The sequence below is a fragment of the Ornithinimicrobium murale genome (genome assembly GCF_003352835.1).
GTDB classification, from domain to species: Bacteria; Actinomycetota; Actinomycetes; order Actinomycetales; family Dermatophilaceae; genus Ornithinicoccus; species Ornithinicoccus muralis.
In genome coordinates, this window is sequence record NZ_QLVD01000010.1 from 240,346 (window position 1) to 255,826 (window position 15,481).

General features: G+C 70.2%; 16 protein-coding genes. 1 reads left to right on the forward strand and 15 read right to left on the reverse strand.

What is annotated here, in order from left to right:
• Positions 1-33: 33 nt before the first annotated feature.
• The 7 genes from rlmN to rpsB all read right to left on the reverse strand — a co-directional run bounded on the left by rlmN (position 34) and on the right by rpsB (position 6,967).
• The gene (rlmN, locus tag DPQ65_RS04385) at positions 34-1,200 is read right to left on the reverse strand and encodes a dual-specificity RNA methyltransferase RlmN (protein WP_114906143.1); all 1,167 of its coding nucleotides are present in this window, start codon (positions 1,198-1,200) and stop codon (positions 34-36) included.
• A 5-nt stretch (positions 1,201-1,205) separates the two neighbouring features.
• Positions 1,206-2,606: an MFS transporter gene (locus tag DPQ65_RS04390; protein WP_114906144.1), complete on the reverse strand. Its 1,401-nt coding sequence runs from the start codon at positions 2,604-2,606 to the stop codon at positions 1,206-1,208.
• Between the two features lie 30 nt (positions 2,607-2,636).
• Complete coding sequence (locus DPQ65_RS04395) at positions 2,637-3,515, reverse strand: phosphatidate cytidylyltransferase (RefSeq protein ID WP_337589673.1); 879 nt, start codon at positions 3,513-3,515, stop codon at positions 2,637-2,639.
• 21 nt (positions 3,516-3,536) lie between these two features.
• The gene (gene frr, locus DPQ65_RS04400) at positions 3,537-4,103 is read right to left on the reverse strand and encodes a ribosome recycling factor (protein ID WP_114906209.1); all 567 of its coding nucleotides are present in this window, start codon (positions 4,101-4,103) and stop codon (positions 3,537-3,539) included.
• A 75-nt stretch (positions 4,104-4,178) separates the two neighbouring features.
• On the reverse strand, positions 4,179-4,916 hold the full coding sequence (pyrH, locus tag DPQ65_RS04405) for a UMP kinase (RefSeq protein ID WP_238146683.1): 738 nt from the start codon (positions 4,914-4,916) through the stop codon (positions 4,179-4,181).
• 222 nt (positions 4,917-5,138) lie between these two features.
• A complete protein-coding gene (gene tsf, locus DPQ65_RS04410; protein WP_114906147.1) occupies positions 5,139-5,966 on the reverse strand; it encodes a translation elongation factor Ts in 828 nt (275 codons plus the stop codon).
• A 53-nt stretch (positions 5,967-6,019) separates the two neighbouring features.
• Positions 6,020-6,967: a 30S ribosomal protein S2 gene (rpsB, locus tag DPQ65_RS04415; RefSeq protein ID WP_114906148.1), complete on the reverse strand. Its 948-nt coding sequence runs from the start codon at positions 6,965-6,967 to the stop codon at positions 6,020-6,022.
• A 227-nt stretch (positions 6,968-7,194) separates the two neighbouring features.
• Here rpsB and DPQ65_RS04420 point away from each other — a divergent pair, with 227 nt between their 5' ends.
• Positions 7,195-8,355, forward strand: coding sequence for a pyridoxal phosphate-dependent aminotransferase (locus DPQ65_RS04420; protein WP_114906149.1), 1,161 nt, complete (start codon positions 7,195-7,197; stop codon positions 8,353-8,355).
• Positions 8,356-8,385: 30 nt separating this feature from the next.
• Here the strand turns inward: DPQ65_RS04420 and DPQ65_RS04425 are convergent, their stop codons facing one another.
• The 8 genes from DPQ65_RS04425 to lepB form a co-directional block, all read right to left on the reverse strand.
• On the reverse strand, positions 8,386-9,288 hold the full coding sequence (locus tag DPQ65_RS04425) for a tyrosine recombinase XerC (RefSeq protein WP_238146684.1): 903 nt from the start codon (positions 9,286-9,288) through the stop codon (positions 8,386-8,388).
• 206 nt (positions 9,289-9,494) lie between these two features.
• Positions 9,495-10,181, reverse strand: a complete 687-nt coding sequence (locus DPQ65_RS04430; protein WP_114906151.1) for a M23 family metallopeptidase — start codon at positions 10,179-10,181, stop codon at positions 9,495-9,497.
• Positions 10,181-11,290 (reverse strand): DNA-processing protein DprA, encoded by a 1,110-nt coding sequence (gene dprA / locus DPQ65_RS04435; protein ID WP_238146672.1) that lies wholly within the window; start codon positions 11,288-11,290, stop codon positions 10,181-10,183. Before dprA ends, DPQ65_RS04430 begins: the two co-directional genes overlap by 1 nt.
• Positions 11,287-12,822 carry a YifB family Mg chelatase-like AAA ATPase gene (locus tag DPQ65_RS04440; RefSeq protein ID WP_114906152.1) on the reverse strand — a complete coding sequence of 512 codons (1,536 nt, stop codon included), beginning with the start codon at positions 12,820-12,822 and terminating at the stop codon, positions 11,287-11,289. The genes dprA and DPQ65_RS04440 overlap by 4 nt, the downstream gene beginning before the upstream one ends.
• Entirely contained in the window at positions 12,822-13,226 is a 405-nt protein-coding gene (locus DPQ65_RS04445) for a YraN family protein (protein WP_420330067.1), read from the reverse strand. The genes DPQ65_RS04440 and DPQ65_RS04445 overlap by 1 nt, the downstream gene beginning before the upstream one ends.
• Before the next feature lie 98 nt (positions 13,227-13,324).
• Positions 13,325-13,645 (reverse strand): DUF2469 domain-containing protein, encoded by a 321-nt coding sequence (locus tag DPQ65_RS04450; protein WP_114906153.1) that lies wholly within the window; start codon positions 13,643-13,645, stop codon positions 13,325-13,327.
• Entirely contained in the window at positions 13,642-14,316 is a 675-nt protein-coding gene (locus DPQ65_RS04455) for a ribonuclease HII (RefSeq protein WP_114906212.1), read from the reverse strand. The genes DPQ65_RS04450 and DPQ65_RS04455 overlap by 4 nt, the downstream gene beginning before the upstream one ends.
• 80 nt (positions 14,317-14,396) lie before the next feature.
• Positions 14,397-15,302, reverse strand: a complete 906-nt coding sequence (lepB, locus tag DPQ65_RS04460; RefSeq protein ID WP_238146673.1) for a signal peptidase I — start codon at positions 15,300-15,302, stop codon at positions 14,397-14,399.
• Between the last annotated feature and the right edge of the window lie 179 nt (positions 15,303-15,481).

Genomic DNA, 15,481 nt, shown 5'->3' on the forward strand with positions numbered 1-15,481 from the left:
CGCGACGACGCGCTCGGTCAGGGGGCAGGGGTCTCAGACGGTGGCGGCGAGCTGGCCGCAGGCACCGTCGATCTCCGAGCCGCGGGTGTCCCGCACCGTCGTGGGGATCCCGTGCGCGCGCAGCCGCTCCACGAACTGCTGCTCGACGCCTGGGCGCGACGCGGTCCACTTGGACCCGGGCGTGGGGTTGAGCGGGATCGGGTTGACGTGCACCCAACCGCGACCGCGGGCATTGAGCTTCTCGCCCAGCAGGTCGGCACGCCAGGCATGGTCGTTGATGTCCTTGATCAGGGCGTACTCGATGCTGACCCGGCGACCGGTGGTCTCGTAGTAGCGGTGCGCGGCATCGAGTGCCTCGTCGACCTTCCACCGGGTGTTGATCGGGACCAGCTCATCGCGCAGCTCGTCGTCGGGTGCGTGCAGCGAGAGTGCCAGGGTGACCGGGATGCCCTCCTTGGCCAGCTTGTCGATGGCCGGGACCAGACCGACGGTGGACATGGTGACACCGCGGGCCGACATGCCGAGTCCCTCGGGCGAGGGATCGACCAGGCGGCGGATGGCGTCGACGGCCTTGCGGTAGTTGGCCAGCGCCTCCCCCATGCCCATGAAGACCACATTGCTGACGCGCAGCGCCTCGGCGGTGTCGCCGGCGCCGTCGCTGCCACCGCCCAGGTCCCCGTGGCGAAGGTAGCGCGCCGCGGCCACGACCTGCTCGACGATCTCGGCCGTCGAGAGGTTGCGGGTCAGCCCGGCCTGTCCGGTGGCGCAGAACGGGCAGTTCATGCCGCAGCCGGCCTGGCTGGAGATGCACATCGTGACCCGGCCCGGATAACGCATCAGCACCGACTCGACCATCGCACCGTCGTGCAGGCGGTGCACCTGCTTGACGGTGGCGCCATCGTCGGTGCTCAGGTTGCGGATGGGCGTCAGCAGGGTCGGCAACACACCGGTGACCAGTTCCTCGCGTCCCGGCTTGGGCAGGTCGGTCATCTGCTCGGGGTCGGTGACCAGGCGCTCGAAGTAGTGCCGTGAGATCTGGTCGGCCCGGAAGGGCTTGTGGCCCAGCTCGGCGAACCACGCCCGTCGGCCGGCCATGTCGAGGTCGGCCAGGTGTTGCGGTGCCTTGCCCCGTCGGGGCGCGCTGAAGGTCAGCGTGCCGGGGGCTGGACGCGTGCTGGGACTGGGCAGATCGGTGGTCATCGCCCCTAGTGTCTCAGGACTGCCGGGGAATCCCCAGCCGCTGCCCGCCGGGACAACGGGATGAGCCCCAGGGAGAGCACCGCGAGCCCGAGGTAGACCCCGGCGCCAGGGATGGCTCGGGCCGCCGGCGAGGCCACCACCCACGCCAACGCCGAGGCGGTGATCGTGGCGGCCAGGGCCGTGCCGATCCCCTCGATCATGACCAGGGCCTGGGCCGCCGCACTGGTGCCGATGCCGTCCTGCTCGGTGGGCTGGTCCAGCACCCGGTTCAGGGTGTCGACGTAGCTCAGTCCCATCCCGGCCCCGCTCAGCGCCCAGCCCAGCAGGTGCAGCTCCCAGGCACCGCTCGCCCCAGGCAGCAGGGACAGCCCGAGGGCGCCGAAGCCTGCGGCCAGCAGGACGGCGGAGCCCACCACCCGCCAGCCGTATGCCGAGGCGCGCCTGGCCGGCCACCTGCCACAGACCACACCGAGGACAGACCAGGCGACGCCTCCGGCGCCGAGCAGGAGGGCCAGGTCACCGGCGTCGCGCCCGAGCAGGTCGTGAGCCGTGATGGCCACGACGGCGTGGCCGCCGAAGTAGACGGCGCACAGCAGCCCCATCAACAGGATCGCCGCGGGTCGACCGGGCCGGGCCAGCAGGGTGCCGGCGGGCAGGATGCGGGAGGCCGCAACGAGCACTACGACTGCGCCGCCCACCGCCACGCCCGTGCCCGGCAGGGAGGTGCCCGCGAGGGAGACCACGGTCACCCCGCCCGCCAACCCGAGCGCGGGCAGCAGGCCGAGCGGCTGCCTGCCGTCCTGCTCGGCACGGTCCAGTTGATGCAGTCGGGCGATGACGAGCGCGCGGGCGACCAGGAAGAGCGGGAGGTAGGCGATCAGTGCCCACCGCCACCCGATCGTGGCCGCTGCCCATCCGGCATACACCGGTCCGGCGACGGAGGCGACCAACCAGACCAGGGCGTAGCCGGCCAGCACCAGCCGCCGCCAGGCAGGCGGGAGGGCGGTGGCGAGGGCGGACAACGACACCGTCATCAGGGCCCCGGCCGCCAGGGCCGCCAGCACCCGGCCGGACAGGAAGACAGCGAAGGTGGGGGCCAGCGCGCTCAGCGCCGCACCAAGCACCACCAGCGGGGTGAGCCAGGTGAGCATCTGTGCAGCGGGCCAGCGGGACAGCAGGGCGGCCCCCAGCGGCATGGTGAGAAACATGGCCGCCTCGGTCGAGGCGATGAGCAACCCATAGCCGTCCTGCGCCCGCAGGTCGTGGGCCATCAGGGGCGTGATCGTGGTGGTCAGGTAGGACTGGCAGGCTGCCACCAGCTCCACGACCAGCATGGCCGCGGCGAGGACCCCGGCCGAGCGGTTGCCGGCCCGGGACTGCGTGCGGTCAGCAGCTCGATCACTCACACCATAATGCTAGCACCATAGTATTCTTGGTCAGGCGGGGACCAGGATCCCGAGCAGAATCCAGCAGAGCGGAGCGGTGATCAGCAGAGAGTCCAGCCGGTCCATCAGACCGCCGTGCCCCGGCAGCAGGTTGCCCATGTCCTTGATGCCCAGATCGCGCTTGAGCGTGGACTCGGAGAGGTCCCCGACGGTGGCGAAGAACGCCAGCGGCAGCCCGAGGAGGGCACCGGCCCACCAGTCACCGCCGAGCAGCAGGGGCACGCTGATGGCACCGGCGAGCGCGCTGGTCGCCAGCGAGCCGGAGAAGCCCTCCCACGACTTCTTCGGACTGATCGAGGGCGCCATCGGGTGCTTGCCGAACAGGACCCCCACGGCATAGCCCCCGATGTCGCTCATGGTCGTCACGAGGGCATAGACGACGATCCGCTGGCCACCGTCCGGGGCATCGATCAGCAGCGAGGTGAAACTCGCCAGCAGGGCCACGTAGGTGACGATGAAGACGCCCCCGGCGACGTCCCGAGCCACGCGGCCGGGCCCTTGGGTCGCCCGCCACGCCAGAACCGACAGGCAGACCAGACCGTAGCCCACCACGAGCGCGTCGCTGCCCCACAGGTAGGCCACGGGCACCAGGGTCGCCCCGAGGAGCTCGGGAGCGAGCGGAGGACTGAATCGACCCGCCCGGAGCGCGGTGGTCATCTCCAACGACCCGATCACCACCACCACGGTGACCAGGGCGACGAACGAGGGAGGAAACAGCAGCGCGGTCGCGATGATCAGCGACCCCAGTGCCGCACCGACGCCAATAGCGGCCGGGAGGTTCCGGCCGGCCCGCGAGGGGGCCTTGCCTGTCGGGGTCTCGGGGTGCCGCAGTTGCGCTCGATAGGCGCGACGCGACGACGCGTCCATCATGCTTCCTCGGGGTAGGCGGCTTCAGACCTCCAGCAACTCGGCTTCCTTGAGCTTGAGGACCTCGTCGATCTGGTCGACGTACTTCTTGGTGATGGCCTCGATCTCCTTCTCGGAGCGGGTGCCTTCGTCCTCGCCGATGTCGCCGTCCTTGACCGCCTTGGAGATGGTGTCCATCGTGGAGCGGCGCACGTTGCGGACCGCGACCTTGGCGTCCTCGCCCTTGGTGCGCGCCAGCTTGATGTACTCCTTGCGGCGGTCCTCGGTCAGCTGGGGCATGACGATGCGGATGGCGTGCCCGTCATTGCTGGGGTTGAGCTGGAGCTCACCCTCGCGCAGGACCTTCTCGATGCCGGCCATCGCGCCCTTGTCGAAGGGGGTGATCAGCACGGTGCGCGCGTCCTGGATCTGGAACGAGGCCAGTTGCTGCAGCGGGGTCGGCGCGCCGTAGTAGTCGACCGTGAGCTTGTTGAACATGCTCGGGTGGGCACGGCCCGTCCGGATCGTGGCCATGTCGTCGCGGGCGACCTCAACGGCCTTGCCCATCTTCTCCTCGGCCTCCATGACCGCCATCTCGATCGCTTCGGACATCAGGTCCTGCTCCTTCACGTTGTGCCCCCGGTGGGAGGGCGCGGTTCCTGGTTGGTCGGTGCGCGGGTCACCCAGTCAGTCGGCGGTGACCAGTGTGCCGATCTTCTCACCACGTAGGGCACGGGTGATGCTGTCCTCGCCGCCCATGCCGAACACCAGCATGTCCAACTGGTTGTCCATGCACAGGCTGAAGGCCGCGGCGTCGACCACCTTGAGGTTGCTCGCGAGCGCGTCGGCGTAGGTCAGCGTGTCCAGCTTGACCGCGTCGGGATCCGTGCGGGGGTCGGCGGTGTAGACGCCGTCCACCCCGTGCTTGCTCATCAACACGACATCGCAGTGGATCTCCAGAGCGCGCTGTGCCGAGACGGTGTCGGTGGAGAAGTAGGGCATGCCGGCGCCGGCCCCGAAGATGACCACGCGCCCCTTCTCCATGTGCCGGATCGCCCGACGGGGAATGTAGGGCTCGGCGACCTGGCCCATGGTGATGGCGGTCTGCACGCGGGTGGGCACGCCCTCCTTCTCCAGGTAGTCCTGGAGGGCCAGACAGTTCATCACGGTGCCGAGCATGCCCATGTAGTCGGCACGCGCACGGTCCATGCCGCGCTGCTGCAGCTGGGCACCGCGGAAGAAGTTGCCACCGCCCATGACGACGGCGATCTGCACGCCCTCCCGTGCAGCCCGTGCGATCTGGTGGGCGATGCCCCTGACGACATCGGGGTCCAGACCGACGCTCCCCCCGCCGAAGGCCTCGCCGGAGAGCTTCAGCAGCACCCGGCGGCCCGGCTCGGCGCCCTCGGGTGCGTCGTCGGCCAGGGTGTCGGTCGCTGTCGAGGCAAACGCTTCGTGGGTGGTGGTTAGGCGCTCGGACACGAAGCCTCCTGTGGGTCCTGCGGCGGTGAGGGGTCGATCGATCCTGCCATACCGAGGTGACTGCGGCCCATTTCGGCAGGTAGACGGGCGGACCGACATGCCGTGAGGCCGGGCCCCACAGGGAGACCCGGCCTCACGGCATACACGTTGATCAGTGCGTCAAGCTCAGACGCCGACCTTGAAGCGAGCGAAGGAGGTGATCTCCGCGCCGGCCTCCTGAGCCACCTGGGCCACCGACTTCTTCGGGTCCTTGGCGAACGCCTGGTCGACCAGCACGTTCTCCTTGAAGTAGCCATTGACGCGACCCTCGATGATCTTGGGCAGGGCCTGCTCGGGCTTGCCCTCCTCACGAGCGGTCTCCTCGGCGATCCGGCGCTCGTTGGCGACGGTCTCCGCGTCGACGTCGTCGCGGGTCAGCACGGTCGGGCTGAACGCCGCGACGTGCATCGCGATGTCGCGGGCGGTTTGCTCGTCCCCACCGGTGGTCGTCACCAGGACACCGATCTGCGCGGGCAGGTCGGGGCTGGTCTTGTGCAGGTAGGACACGACCTGGTCGCCCTCGAGGCGGGCGACCCGACGGATCTCGATCTTCTCGCCGATGGTGGCGTTGGCCTCGTCGAGAACCTCCTTGACGGTCTGGCCGTCGAGGTCACTGCTCAGCAGGGTCTCGGCGTCAGCCGCCCCGATGGCCACCGTGTGCGCCAGCACGCGGTCGGCCAGCTCACCGAACTTCTCGCCCTTGGCGACGAAGTCGGTCTCGCAGTTGATCTCCACCAGGGTGCCGACGTTGCCGTCGACGTGAGCGGCGACCAGGCCGTTGGAGGCCGAGCGGCCCTCACGCTTGGTGACACCCTTCAGGCCCTTGACCCGCAGGATGTCGGTCGCCTTGGTGGCATCACCCTCGGCCTCGTCGAGAGCCTTCTTGACGTCCATCATGCCGGCGCCCGTCGCCTCGCGCAGGGCCTTGATGTCAGCGGCGGTGTAGTTCGCCATGGATCGGGTTCGCTCCTTCGTCAGGGAACTTCGTGGATAGGGATCTGGAAAGCTCAGGCCTGCTCGGCCGGGGCCTCGGTCGACTCGGTGGCCGGAGCCTCGGTGGACTCGGTGGCCGGAGCCTCGGTCGACTCGGCGGCCGGAGCCTCGGTGGCGGGCTCCTCAGCAGCCGGAACCGCCGTGGCGTCAGCGGTCGGTGCCTCGGCGGGCGTCGCAGCGGGCTGGTCGCCCTCGGTGCCGGCCAGGAGCTCGCGCTCCCACTCGGCCATCGGCTCGGCGGCCGCAGCGCCCTCCTCGGAGGTGCCCCCACCGGCGCGCGACATGAGACCGTCGGCGACGGCGTCAGCGACCACGCGGGTCAGCAGCGTGACCGAGCGGATGGCGTCGTCGTTGCCCGGGACCTTGTAGTCGACCTCGTCCGGGTCGCAGTTGGTGTCCAGGATCGCGATGACCGGGACGCCGAGCTTGCGGGCCTCGGTGACGGCCAGGTGCTCCTTCTTGGTGTCGACAACCCACACGGCGGAGGGGACCTTGCCCATGTCGCGGATGCCGCCCAGGGTGCGCTCGAGCTTCTCGTACTCGCGGCGCATCATGAGGAGCTCCTTCTTGGTGTGGCCGGAACCGGCCACCGCGTCGAAGTCGATCTCCTCAAGCTCCTTGAGGCGGCTCAGCCGCTTGGAGACGGTCTGGAAGTTGGTGAGCATGCCACCCAGCCAGCGGTGGTTCACGTAGGGCATGCCGACGCGGGTCGCCTGCTCGGCGATGGCCTCCTGGGCCTGCTTCTTGGTGCCGACGAACAGGATCGTGCCACCGTGGGCGACGGTCTGCTTGACGAAGTCGTAGGCCTCGTTGAGGTAGGTCAGCGACTGCTGCAGGTCAATGATGTAGATGCCATTGCGCTCGGTCATGATGAAGCGCTTCATCTTGGGGTTCCAGCGACGGGTCTGGTGCCCGAAGTGGACGCCGCTCTCGAGGAGCTGACGCATAGTGACGACGGCCATGCCGAGGTCTCGCTTTCTTCTAGGGTGCAGTTATCTCCTGGCACGGGCGACGTCCTCCACCCGACCCCTACGGAGGGGACGGGACCGCGGAGGTGCGTCCCGGCATACCTGGCCCTCGACCGCAGGTCTCAGGTGGTGCGCCGGTGGGCTCGTGCGCGAATTCGTCCGGCGCACCCGCAAGCAGGCACACCACACGTGCTCAGCATTCTACGGCTACGGTCGGTGACATGCGAAATCCTCTTGTGACCCGGATGACCGGCTTCGGCTCCACGATCTTCGCGGAGATGACCCAGGCGGCACTGCGCCACGATGCGGTGAATCTCGGCCAGGGCTTCCCGGACACCGACGGCCCGCAGGAACTGCTCGACATCGCCCGGGAGTCGATCGCCTCCGGCCTGAACCAGTACTCCCCCGCCATCGGGATGCCCGTGCTGCGTGAGGCGGTCGCCAGCCACCAGCAGCGGTTCTACGGGATTGACGTCGACCCGGACCGCGAGGTGCTGGTCACCGTGGGAGCCACGGAGGCGATCGCTGCCTCGATCCTGGCGCTGGTCGAGCCCGGTGAGGAGGTGGTCACCTTCGAGCCGTTCTACGACTCCTACGCCGCCTCGATCGCCCTGGCCGGCGGTGTCCGGCGCACCGTGCCGCTGCACTTCCCCGACCTCGCGATCGACGAGGCGGCGCTCCGCGCGGCGTTCGGGCCGCGCACTCGCGCCGTGCTGCTGAACTCGCCGCACAACCCCACCGGTAAGGTGTTCACACGGGCCGAGCTGGAGTTGGTCGCCGAGCTGGCGCGCGAGCACGATGCCGTGGTGATCTCGGACGAGGTCTATGAGCACCTCACGTTCGACGGGACGACGCACCTCCCCATCGCGACGCTGCCGGGGATGGCGGAGCGGACCCTGACGATCAGCTCCGGCGGCAAGACCTTCTCGGTCACCGGGTGGAAAGTCGGCTGGGTGCACGGCCCCGAGGAGCTGATCGCCGCGGTGCGCGCGGTCAAGCAGTTCCTGACCTTCGTGGGGTCCGGACCGTTCCAGCCGGCGATCGCCCACGGGCTGACCCTGCCGGACGGGTTCTTCAGCGGGTTCGCCGCGGAGCTGCAGGGCAAGCGGGACGTGCTGGTCGAGGCACTCACGGGAGTCGGGCTGCCGGTCATGCCCTGCCAGGGGACCTACTTCGTGATCGCGGACGCTGCTCCCCTGGGCGTCACCGATGCGGTCGAGTTCTGCCGCCGGATGCCCGAGGAGGTGGGCGTCGTCGGCGTGCCGGTCTCGGCCTTCTGTGACGAGACCGAGCCGGTCCGCACCTTGGTCCGGTTTGCCTTCTGCAAGCGCGAGGACGTGCTGCGTGAGGGTGCGCGGCGGCTCCGCCGGCTTGCTGGATAACCGCCTCGCCGTGGGCCGCCGGGGGCGATCTCAGGCGCGGGGGTGGGCCTGACGGTAGGCAGCGCGGAGCCGGTCGACGGACACGTGGGTGTAGATCTGGGTGGTGGACAGGCTGGCGTGACCGAGCATCTCCTGGACGGTCCGCAGGTCGGCGCCTCCCTCCAGCAGGTGGGTCGCTGCGCTGTGACGCAGCCCGTGCGGCCCGAGATCTGCCGCCTCGGGCACGTGCGAGAGCAGGTCGTGCACCACGCTGCGCACCTGTCGCTGGTCCACGCGTCGTCCCCGCCGCCCCAGGAACAGCGCCGGCCCGGAGTCGCCGGTGACCAGGCGGGGGCGTCCGTGCTCCAGCCACGCACGCAGCGCCGCCGCGGCCGGGGCCCCAAACGGCACCGTGCGCTCCTTGGCGCCCTTGCCGAGCACGCGCGCGACCTGGTCGTCCAGGTCCACGTCATCGACGTCCAAGCCGGTGAGTTCCCCCACCCGCATGCCACTGGCGTAGAGGAGCTCGAGAACAGCGCGGTTGCGGATGTGCACGGGGTCGTCGTCATCGGCCGCGACGGCGGCCAGATCCATCAGATGGCCTGCCTCGGATTGTTTGAGCACTCCCGGCAGATGTCTCCCCCGGGCCGGGGCTCCCAGTCGCAGCGCGGGATCCTGCTCGATCAGCCCGGTCTGCTTGGCCCACCGCAGGAAGGTCCGCGCTGCTGCTGACCGTCGCGCGATGGTGGAGGACGCCGAACCGTCGGCCGCCATGGCACCCAACCAGGTGCGCAGATCACTCAGCGTGATGTCCGACAGGTTCCTCACGCCCGCGAGGGCGAGTGCCCGGGACAGGGCGGTCACGTCTCCCAGGTAGGCCCGGACGGTGTGCTCGGAGCGGTTCCGCTCGGCCCCCAGGTGCGTGCGGAAGTCGCTCAGCACCTCGTCCGGGATGAGCGCCGGCTGCTCCTCGACGGCCTCGACCACGGCGTCGGACGAGACCGCCTCGGTCGGCCGCTGCGTGTCCTGCTCCACCTGTCCACGATGTCATGTCCGGCACGCCTCGCGCAGGAGGACGCACTTCCGCGACGCGCCCTGCCGCCGGGTGGGGCTTTCACTGAGGCCACCGTCCGTGGGCCCCGGTGCGACGTTCGGCACGGTCATGGCTCGTGGGGCAAGAGCGTCAGCTCCCAGGCCTGCAGGAACAGGAGGGGGTCGAGGTAGTCGTCCTTCCCCCGGACCGCCCCCAGGTGCAGGCAGGTCCGGGGCAGACAGTGACTGCCCAGCACTCCCAGGAGGCCGAGCCGATCACCAGCGGACACCGGCTGCCCCTGCTCGATCCGCTCGGTCACGGGTTGATACGTGCTGCGCACTCCGCTGGGGTGCGTGACCGAGACGATCCCGACGCCCGCGATCCTCCCGCTGTAGCTGACCGTGCCGTCAGCCACCGCGAGAACAGGTGCATAGGTGAAGCCCGCGAGGTCGACGCCGCGGTGCCCGGGCAACCACCGCTCCTCGGGAGGATCGAAGGTGTTCACAACCTCCGGTTGCCCTGGCAGTGGCCACTGCCAACTCCCTCGCGGTTCCACTGCCTGCGAGGCACCCCGCCCGACCGTCCCGTGCACAGCCGCCTCCTCGACACGGACCGTCTCCATGACGAGGTGCGAGGCAGCCCGGGTCAGTCCGTGGACAAAGGAGACGACCAGGTGGCGCTGCTCCTCATTCTCTACAGGGAGTCGGTGGTCCGGGGCTGCCGCGACCGGCACCACGCACAGTGCTGCCAGCACCAACCCGAGAGTCACGCGCACCGCGGCCGAGGCCAGGCGATGGGCTCGGTGGCACCGCATCACGCTCTCCCCCACCCGTCGAGACGCAGCTCGGCCATCCCGCGGCTCTGCAGGTCCCCGAGCGCCCCGAGCACCTCACGGGCTGACAGCCCGGCCTGCACCGTGAGCTCCTCCACCGTCTTGGAGCGGAACGGCGCCAAGGTGGACCACACCAGGTGCGGGAGGGGCTCCAACTGGTCCTCGGGCCGCTCCGGCCCGCGTCTGCGGGGTGCCAGGTCATCGCCGCCGATCTCACCGAGCAGATCGACCACCTCTGCCGCGTCGGTCACCAGCACGGCGTTCTCCTCCCGCACGGCGTAGTGGCACCCCGCGGAAGCCATCGATGTCACCGGGCCAGGGACCGCGCCCACCGGCCGCCCGATGCCCGACGCATCGCGCAGGGTGCGCAGTGACCCGGACCTCAGGCCCGCCTCGACCACCACCGTGCCGGTGGCCAGGGCGGCGATCAGGCGATTGCGGGCCAGGAACCTGGGGCGCGTCGGTGAACTTCCCGGTGGCACCTCGCTGACGACCGCTCCGGTCCGGGCGATCTGCTCGATCAGGTCACTGTGTGCCGTGGGATAGGGACGATCCACCCCTCCGGCCAGCACGGCGACGGTCGGGGTCTCCATCGCGAGCGCGGCCCGGTGCGCCGCGGCGTCGATGCCGAAGGCCGCTCCAGAGACGACGGTGAAACCACGCGCCCCGGCTCCGGAGGCGATCTCGGCGGCCACATGGTTGCCATACGGGGTGCTCGCCCGGGCCCCCACGACGGCGACACTGCGCCGCGGGACATCGTTCAGTGGCAGCGGCCCCCGGACCCACAGACACCAGGGTGGGACGTCCAGGTCACCCAGCGCATCGGGCCACTCGGGATCGCCCGGCAGCAGTGTGCGCGCTCCGAGCCGGCCGCAGATCTCACGGTCACGCGCCAGGTCCAGGTGCTCGAGTCGTGCAGCGAACCGGTCGACGCGCTTGCCCGAGGGGCTGACTCCACCGCGGGCCGCGATCTCGAAGGCATCGACGTAGCCGAAGTGGTCGATCAGCCCGAGGGCGACACTGTCGGTGGGCTCGGCAAGTCGCGCCCAGGCCATGCGGGCCGTCATCTCGTCCGTGACTTCGTGACTCACGCCGCCACCTCCGAGCTCGTCCGGAGCGCGAGGGCGTGACCGAGGTGCCCCGCCTGCGGGCGGTCGACGCCGTCGAGGTCCGCGAGGGTCCAGGCGATCCGCAGACACCGGTCATAGCCGCGCAGTGTCAGCTCGCCCACATCCATCGCCCGCTCCAGGGGCCGGGTCACCAGGCGTGGCAGCCGCCACCGGTCGCCACGCAACATGCTCCCCGGGACCTCCGCGTTGACCGTCCAGGGAGTCTCCGACCAACGCTCACGTTGTCGCTCCCGGGCGGCACGGACCCGTTGTGCCACTTCGTGGGTGGTCTCACCTGGCGGTCCGGCGAGAGCCGTCAGACTGACCGGCAACAGACTGACCCGGACGTCGATGCGGTCCAGGAGCGGACCGCTCAGTTTGCCGAAGTAGGTCCGGCGGGCTAGAGGGGTGCACTCACATCGCTCGCCCTTGCCGACGCCACGACCGCAGGGGCAGGGGTTGGCCGCGGCGACCAGCTGGAAGCGGGCCGGGAGCCGGGTCTGCCGGTCCGCGCGGGCGATCACGACCTCGCCGCTCTCCAGCGGCTGCCGCAGGCCGTCGAGGACGTCGCGTCGAAACTCCGGGGTCTCGTCCAGAAAGAGGACACCACGGTGAGCCCGCGACACGGCACCCGGACGCACTCGCGCGCTGCCGCCGCCGATGACCGCCGCCATGGAGGCACCGTGGTGGGGCGCCACAAAGGGCGCGCGTGCGACCAGGGACCGGGCGCTGTCCAGCACCCCCAGCACCGAGTGCACGGCCGTGACCTCCAACGCCTCGGACCGCTCCAGCTCCGGGAGCAGACCGGGCAGCCGCTCAGCGAGCATCGTCTTGCCCGCTCCGGGGGCACCCACCATGAGCATGTGGTGCCTGCCGGCGGCGGCCACCTCGAGTGCAGCCCTGGCCTCCGGCTGCCCCACCACGTCCGCCAGGTCGGGGACCAGCTCGCTCGGACCGCGGTCCGGCACCAGCGCCGCGGGCACAGGGACCGCCCCGGCGTGGGCCGCGAGATGCAGGTCGATCAGTTCACGCAGCGAGGAGACCCCATAGATCCGAACCCCCGGGACGAGCACCGCCTCACGAGCGTTGGCGCTGGGCACCACCACGGTGCGCATGCCAGCATCAGCGGCCGCTACGACCATGGGCAGCACGCCGGCGACCGGCCGCACGGCCCCGTCCAGGCCCAGCTCCCCGATATGCACAACCGACTCCACCACCGTCGGGGGCAGGACCGCGGTGGCAGCGAGCTGGGCGACCGCGATGCCGATGTCGAACCCGCTGCCGGTCTTGGGCAACCAGGCGGGTGTCAGGTTGATGGTCCAGCGTCGTTGCGGGATCGTCAGGCCACAGTCCTCCACCGCCGCCCGGATGCGGTTGGGCGCACGGGAGCAGGCGGCGTCGGGCAGACCGCTCATGGTCATCGCCGGCAGGCCCTGCGCCATGTGCGCCTCGACCTCCACCAACCGTCCCTCCACCCCGCTGAGGGCGACGGCATGCGTCCGCCCGAGCCCCATCAGGCCACCCCGATCAGGTGCTCGAGCTGTGCCGGGGCACCGGGTGGGCGCAACACGCCGATGACGTCGATCCGCACCTCGTCCGAGCGCTGGTCGTGCTCCCGCAGCCACCGGATGGCAAGTCTGCGCAGGCGGCCGGCCTTGGCGCGGGTGACCGCCTCGACCGGGGTGCCGAACGCCGTCGACCGGCGTGTCTTCACCTCACAGAACACCAGGCACGCGCCGTCCCTGGCCACGATGTCTAGCTCACCCTGGTCACACCGCCAGTTGCGTTCGACGACCTCATAGCCCAAACCGGTCAGGTACTCGCAGGCCAACCCCTCGCCATACGCCCCGATCGCGCTCGCGACCTGATGGGACATTCCCATCTCCACCACCTCCGGGACCACCGTCGCGGTGGCCACCTCGCCCGGAAAGGACGACGGAGGATCTGTGGATGGTCTGCCGGCCCAGCAGGCCCTGGGGAGGACCGTGCCGCGGCGTGCACGAGACCTCTGTCCTCCTAGGAGTCGCGATCCAGCTTGGTCAGGTCCAGGTCGCTCTTGGCGAGCTCCTCGACGTTGACGTCCTTGAAGGTGATGACGCGGACGTTCTTGACGAACCGTGCGGGTCGGTAGACATCCCACACCCAGGCATCGGTCATCGTCACCTCGAACCAGGTCTCGCCGCCGCCCGTGCGCACCTGCACATCGACCTCGTTGGCCAGATAGAACCGCCGCTCGGTCTCCACCACATGGCTGAACAGGCTCACCACATCGCGGTACTCGCGATACAGCTGCAGCTCCATGTCGGTCTCGTACTTCTCGAGATCCTCGGCGCTCATGCTTGGTTCATCTCCCTCGCCTCGGGCGGGACGCTCAGGTCCCGGTCGGTGGTGCCGGTGATATTCCACGACCGGCGGTGGTGGACGCACGCGCCCAGGGCGCGCAGCGCCTCCTGGTGCTCGGGGGCGGCATAGCCCTTGTTCAACTCCCAGGAGTATGCCGGGTGCTCGGGGGCGATCGAGATCATGTGGTCGTCGCGGGTCACCTTGGCCAGCACGCTGGCGGCGGCGACCGACGAGCACGTCATGTCCGCCTTGATCATGGTCCGCACCGGTGTCTGTGGCGGCGCTGCGTCCTCGGCCAGGGCCAGCAGGCCCTCGCTCCTGGGGTCGGTGAGCCAGTCGTGGTTGCCGTCCAGCACGATCAGGTCGGGCGTGACGGCAAGCTGTGTCAGGGCCCGCTGCCCGGCCAACCGCAGCGCGGCCATGATGCCGATCGCATCGATCTCCGCGGGCCACGCGTGCCCGACGCCCCAGCCCAGGGCCCAACGCTTGATCCGTGGTGCGAGGCGTTCGCGGGCCTGTTGGGTGAGCAGCTTGGAGTCCTTGACGCCCTGGGGTGCGCTGCGACAGGTGGGGTCGATCGCGACCACGCCCACCGACACCGGGCCGGCCAGGGCGCCGCGACCGACCTCGTCCATGCCGACCAGGACGGTGTGCCCCTCTCGCATCAGGGCACGCTCCAGCCGCAGGCTCGGGCGGGTGCTGCGCGGCGGCGTGCGCCGGCGCGTCCCGCCACGGGTCAGCTGGGTCACTGGTGCCCCGCGACGGGATCCGGGACGGACCCGAAGACGTCCTGCGGGTTGGTGAAGAACTCGAACCGGTCCAACGGCCAGACCAACGCGAAGGCCTGCCCGACCACCCGGTCCGCCGGGATCGACCCGGCGGTGCCGGTGCCGTCGTCGTGGGCGCGGGAGTCCCTGGAGTAGGAACGGTGGTCACCCATCATCCAGTAGCTGTCTTCCGGCACGGTGATGTCGAAGTTCTCCTGGCTGGGTTCGTCCCCCTCGAACAGATAGGTCTCGATGAGCGCCTCGTCGTTGACCGTGAGCCGTCCCTGGTCGTCACAGCACACGATGTGGTCGCCACCGACGCCGATGACCCGCTTGATGAGGTGGTGGCTCTCCCCCTCCGGGGCGATGCCCACGAACTTGGCGGCCTCCACGAGCGGGCCGATGATCGGGCCCCGGTCCACCTCGTCGCTGGGGGGCAACCACCCACCCGGGTCCTCGAAGACGATGATGTCGCCGCGCTCCACCGACATCGGCCCTGCCTGGATCTTGCTGACCAGCACCCGGTCGCCATAGACCAGGGTCGTCTCCATCGAGCCCGAGGGGATCCAGAATGCCTGCACCAGGAAGGTCTTGATCAGGAAGGAGATCAGCAGGGCTGTCACGCCGATGATCAGGACCTCGCGCACGAAGTGGACCACCGGGTGCCGCCGCGTGCGTCCCTGGGACGCCGAGCGCTCCCGCCCCGGGTGCACGGCGGTGGCCCCACTCGCGTGCTCCTCCTCGACTGTGGGCGCACCCTCAGCGTGCCGCTCGTCGACCTCGAGGTGCTGCTCGTCGACTGCGGGGCTCTGCGGGCCCGCTGTGCTGCTCGGATCGTCAGGGGCGGCGGCCCCGCTCTCAGCGGATCGCGAGTCGTGCGTCACGGGTGGTGTCCTCGTCTGCGGGTCGTTGGTCGGGCCTCTTGCGTCGACACTAATACCCCTGGCTGGGTGTCGTGGCCCCGACGCGGCCGGCGGGCCGATCGGCAGGAGAGCCGGCCTGCGAACAGCAACGCCTATGCCTGCTCTGCGGCGCGCCCAACTCGACCTGCCGCGCCCCGTGG